Source organism: Candidatus Woesearchaeota archaeon (assembly GCA_018303405.1).
In the GTDB taxonomy this organism is placed as follows: domain Archaea; phylum Nanobdellota; class Nanobdellia; order Woesearchaeales; family JABMPP01; genus JAGVYD01.
The window spans coordinates 1-5,367 of the sequence record JAGVYD010000023.1 but is presented as its reverse complement, the minus strand read 5'-3'; the positions used below and the strand labels follow the sequence as shown (position 1 = coordinate 5,367).

The window sequence follows — 5,367 nt, the reverse complement described above, 5'->3', positions numbered from 1 at the left end:
AGACGACTGCTACGAAATGGCCGAGTGGTATCTCAAGCTTGAGTCTTTCAAAGAATCGTTTCTCTTTTGCACAAAACACGCAGAAAAACGACGCAATTTCCCTCATGCCTGGGCTGGCTGGAATCACATATCTCTGCCTCGTAAACGTAAAAAAGTAAAGAAAAAGTGATTCTCTGGACGAGCCGCCTGTAACTATTGAATTGCAATAAACGTACTCCGAGTTCGAAAACTGATTTCAGCACGCGCGAGGGCGCGGTGAAGTTGGTGAGTAGATAAGTCTTGGGGGAATGTCGCCTTTAAAGGAGGTGATAGCATGGCTCGACGGGACTGCTACCTTTCAGTAGCAGGATGGCGCAATCAGCGTCACACCGTCATCGAGGGTAACACCTTGATGATGGAAGTGGCGTTGGCGGCTTGCCAACACTGTCCTATCTGCTCACAGCGGATACGGACGGTGGAGACTCGTCTGCGGGAAACCAACGCCACGTGGAGTTGGGAGAGTGCCGGAAACGGCCTCTATCTCGCAGTCGAGCTCCCCGCGGAGACGGTGCAGGTAGGCGACTACCTGACCCGGCTTCTCGGTATCTCTATTCGGGTGACCGGATAGAATGGCAGCTTACCGCGGCGCCGTGAGGACGGCGTGGCAACAGAAGGCATGCGAGTCCCTCCACCTCGCGCGCCATCCTTTGCGGCCTGTCAACTCTCACGACAGACGCGGGGCATGCGATTCAGCCCGACAACAGAAAATCGCCCGCCCTGTCCGCCATATGGCGAACAGGCAAACCGCCCCGACGGACATCGGGGCGGTCTTTTATTATTTCACAAACATTCTCACATTCTCAAGAATGTGAGAATGTCTATTTTGGCAATTGATAATATTTTTTTACTACAAGTCGTGGTTAAAATTTTTACAAAGCACTTGCTCTGACGACAAGTCGTTTTATATTTTTATCAATATTCCTTATCATGCTTTTCGCCGTTGTCGGATATTTTTTGAACTTCCGGCAAAAAAGTTCTTTTTTATATCGAAGCAAAAGGGGCACCCAAAAACCTTTTATCCATGAGGTTTTAAATGTCTTAAAATGTTTTAAAGAGTTCTCGGAATTGCTGTATATATCGGCGAATTTTATAAGCAAACCTTCCTCATCGGCTCTTTTGAGATGGCGGATATATCCTTGTGTGTTTGAATCCCCATTTTTATTTGTCATTTCCTTAATATACCGAAGTGTTTTCTTGCCCCAGCGTTTTTCCAATTCTTGCTTTGATGCGTGAGTATCTTCAAGAAGGTCATGCCCTAAAGCGCCGAGAAACATTGTTGATAATTCTTTTTCTTTAACTTCGCCGCAGGCGCGAGCTTTTTTTTGAAGATAAAGTGCTGTAGCTCGCGCGTGCTTCCATGAGTATTCTCCCCTACGCCCTAGGGATTTTATAAAATGTGTCCGGATAAATTCAACATCTTCTTTTCGGAGAAGATTTTTTTTCATCGGATGTAGTTTTCGTTTATAGAGCGGAGAATTGCTTTTTTGTAGTATTCCTTAAAACCTTCTTCTCCCGTTTCGTTAAGAGTTTTGTAATAGTCCTCTCGCATTCCATATTCAGGCAACGGGTATGAAAAACGAGCCAGAACAAAAGCCGAAAGAGACTTTGCGAGCCTACCACACCCGTCAGCAAGGGGGTGAATAGCTCGTTCGATTTCGTATTCCACCCAGCGCGCGAAATCAGCCGGCGAAAGAGTTCCTGACTTGACGCGTGAAATATTTTCGAGAAATTTTACGTAAAAATTCCGCATGGCTTCGAGTACTGCCTCCGGAGAAAGTTCGTTATAATCTACTGACCATGTACGAAAGGCATACGGATCGACTTTGGAAATACCTGCCTGGGACGCGCCCGTTATTTCCTTTAAAAGCCTTTCAACATCTTCCGGGGTTCTTAGTTCGCGGCTCTTTTCGTTCCAAAGCAGTTCAATAAGTTTTTCTTCATTCAGCTTCATCTGATAAGCGATTTTTTCTTTGCTTATTCCGGCTGCTTTTTTTTCAGCGCTTACCGAAGTATCGACAATTCCTTTTGTTGTCCTGCTCGTTGACCCGATATTTTTTTTGAATACTTTTTTGAAAATATCCGCATCCCCAGCGTTCCGTTTTACAATGCCCATATCAACAAGTTCCTCAACACGATCTCTGTCTGTTGCGTGTTTTTCAATCGGTATCTGGCTTTTTGAGTGACCAAGATACACGATTCCCTCGGGAAGCAAGTCTTCTATGTGCGTTTCCTCGTCCGTTTCTATCCAGTAGTCCCCCCGGTCGTCTTTGTTGATCCAGTGCTTTTTGCCATCGCTCAAGGGAATGGGTGTTCCCCATTTTTCCCTAATTTCGGTTTTTGCCTCCTGCAAAATAAGCTCCCTGGCCTTTAAAAGTTCTTCGGTTTGTTTTTTTGTTTTCGGTTTGAACTCAAGCCTGATGCAAAATTTATGGCGGTCGCCGTCTTTTGAAAGAAGCGGCACTTTTATGGAAAGTCTTGGCTCTCCGTTCTTTTCGCGAATGCGGCACCGGCCTGATTGGTCGTATACATCAATGACGTGGTTCTTCCAATTTTTTATTTCATAATCTTCAGGCGAAACCATAATGCGCTGTTCTTTTTCAAGCTCAAACTCATATCCGATGCCCTCATCTTCTTCAAATGAAATTTCAAATTCCCCGCTTTTGAGGTTTTCCGGCGTTAAAAGATTTTTACCAAGGAGTTCTTCTACCGAGGTCCGGATGAATTTTATCTGTTCATCCGTCGAAATAAGTCTTTTTTCTCCTGTTTTTTCGTCTATTACATAGTGCGCGCCTGTTTTGAGCATTTCGCCATCAGAAATAGTCCTCGAAGCTTCGAGTTTCCCAATTTCCTGTGAGTTATATCTCTGTCCCTCTTTCATAGCCAAAATTATTGCTCGTTCCTATTAACTATATATTCTTGCGCCGAGCAAGTAAATGTTCTTAACGAAACTGCAAAATGTTTTTTAAAAAACGAGCGGGTCGCGTACTTGCGTTCCCCGCTCAAAAACCTATTACCGGTTGAGCCCGGTTTCATCACTCTTGGTCGTGTCGCACTCACGCGTGACCGGGTTGTAGTTGCCTCCGATGTCGCCGCACTCGAGCCCGAGAAGCATCTCCATCGCGTCTATGAGCTTCTCGTCCCGTGTATTCACCGACTGCGAGGGCTCACGGGCAACGACGACGGGCTTCGGTACCTTCTCCTCCCTGCTCTTTGCTGACGCACCAGGCGCCTCGGCGGCCATTGCGCCGATGGCAACCGTCATGACGAGCAGGAAACCAAGACCCGCCGTGAACAAAACCCTTCCCCAGTGCACTTTGGCAATGCGGTCAAGCATGTTCGAATCCTCCTGTCCGCTCGTGGATATTCTGAATTTAGCAACTTCTACATGCTTATATTATACTATATTTTATACTATAAGTCAATCGTCATCTTCGGAAAACTGCATCCTAAATAAAATCAAACAGCCCGCGCATTTGGGGATTTAAATTGAGCTTTTTAATTTCTTCCTTGTTGAAAAATTTTATTTCCTGGCATTCATCCGACGGCTTAAAGTCCAGACTTTCGAGCCGGACTTTAAAACAGACCATTATTCTTCCACGGCCGTCGTTGTCAATGGCCGGCCACGCGCAAAACGGCTTACCCTCAAGGACTTCGCACCTTAGGCCGGTTTCCTCGACGCATTCTCTTTTCAAGCACTCGATAAATTCCTCACCTTTCTGCATACGCCCTCCAGGCAGTTCCCATGTGCCGTCGTCTTCGCGCATCATCATTAATTTGCCGTCTTCGTCAAAAAAGAGGCCCTTGACCGAAACCTGATAAAAATTTGCATTTGTGTCATTCATACGTAATTTTGTCTTTAACCAGATTTTCTTTTCGAGAATTTAATATTCAGAAAAATTTTTTTATTTCGGCGGCAGATAATACTTCTTCCCCTTCAGCTTCTCCGGTAAATGTTCCTGTTCAACTTTTGAATTTTTGTAATCATGCGCGTATTTATATCCTTTGTGGTATCCGAGATCTTTCATTAGATTTGTAACAGCATTTCGCAGGTGAAGCGGCACCGGCAACGCTCCATGCTCTTTAACATCAGCTGTTGCTTCAAGAAACCCTTTATACGAAGCATTTGATTTTTTTGCGGACGCCAAATAGGTAACGCCGTGCGCGAGATTAATGGCCGCTTCCGGCAAGCCCACATATTCAACCGCATTTGCTACAGCGTTTGCAACAACAAGAGCGGTCGGCGCTGCATTCCCGATATCTTCAGACGCAAAAATTATCATCCGCCGCGCGATAAACCGGGCGTCCTCCCCCGCCTCTATCATCCTGGCAAGCCAATAAAGAGCTCCGTCCGGGTCGGAGTCGCGCATTGATTTTATGAACGCCGATATAATATTGTAGTGATCTTCCCCTTTTTTGTCGTATCGAATGGCTTTTTTTTGAAGTATTTCCTGCAGTCTTTTTTCATCAATGATTATTTTCCCTTCCCTATTTTTTGGCGTATTTTGGACTGCAAACTCAAGAGTGTTCAAAAGAACGCGGGCATCCCCATCGGCAAAGCCGATCATGCGCTCAGCCGATTTTTTATCAATGGAAACTTTTTCCTTTCCCAACCCCTGTGTCTTATCTATTTTTTATCAATGGAAACTTTTTCCTTTCCCAACCCCTGTGTCTTATCTTTAAGCGCGCGAATCAAAATTTTCTCGAGCGCTTCATCGGTTAAGGATTCTAAAACAAGCACGAGAGAACGCGAAAGAAGCGGAGAAATTATTTCAAACGAAGGGTTTTCAGTTGTGGCTCCGACTAAAATAATTGTGCCGTCTTCGACTGACGGCAAAAATGCCGATTGTTGGGTTTTATTAAATCGGTGTATCTCGTCAACAAAAAGAATGGTCCGCTTTTTATGCAGGCGCGACCGATCTTCCGCTTCTCTGACAAGAACCTTAAGCTCGGGGACTCCCATTGAGGCCGCGGAAAAATGAACGAACACACCTCCGGTTTTATTGGCAATCATGCGGGCAAGAGTTGTTTTCCCCGAGCCTGGCGGACCCCATAAAATAACTGATTGCAAAGCGTCCTTTTCAATAGCATTCCGGAGAGGCTTTCCTTTTCCCGCGATATCATCCTGCCCGAAGAATTCTTCAAAGTTTTGCGGGCGCATGCGCTCGGCAAGAGGCATTTGTGCTATGTTTTTAGGAAATAATGTGGAATCTGCCATACACTGATTGTAGTCGGCAACAATCCCAATGGCAATTGACTGGAGTCAAAACAGCCTTTAAACTTTAATGCATGGAAGAGATGGAATCCAAAAAATCAGAGGCTGATACTGCC

4 protein-coding genes and 1 pseudogene are annotated in these 5,367 nt (G+C 45.4%); all 5 read right to left on the bottom strand.

All coding sequences use genetic code 11. The features are described from left to right. Window positions 1-908 precede the first annotated feature (908 nt). Window positions 909-1,484 (bottom strand): hypothetical protein, encoded by a 576-nt coding sequence (locus J4227_08060; GenBank protein ID MBS3110456.1) that lies wholly within the window; start codon window positions 1,482-1,484, stop codon window positions 909-911. Next, on the bottom strand, window positions 1,481-2,917 hold the full coding sequence (locus J4227_08055) for a hypothetical protein (GenBank protein ID MBS3110455.1): 1,437 nt from the start codon (window positions 2,915-2,917) through the stop codon (window positions 1,481-1,483). The genes J4227_08060 and J4227_08055 overlap by 4 nt, the downstream gene beginning before the upstream one ends. Before the next feature lie 132 nt (window positions 2,918-3,049). Then, window positions 3,050-3,373 carry a hypothetical protein gene (locus tag J4227_08050; GenBank protein MBS3110454.1) on the bottom strand — a complete coding sequence of 108 codons (324 nt, stop codon included), beginning with the start codon at window positions 3,371-3,373 and terminating at the stop codon, window positions 3,050-3,052. A 112-nt stretch (window positions 3,374-3,485) separates the two neighbouring features. Next, entirely contained in the window at window positions 3,486-3,881 is a 396-nt protein-coding gene (locus J4227_08045) for an NUDIX hydrolase (protein ID MBS3110453.1), read from the bottom strand. A 60-nt stretch (window positions 3,882-3,941) separates the two neighbouring features. Next, window positions 3,942-5,254: pseudogene (locus J4227_08040) on the bottom strand (replication-associated recombination protein A). Window positions 5,255-5,367 lie beyond the last annotated feature (113 nt).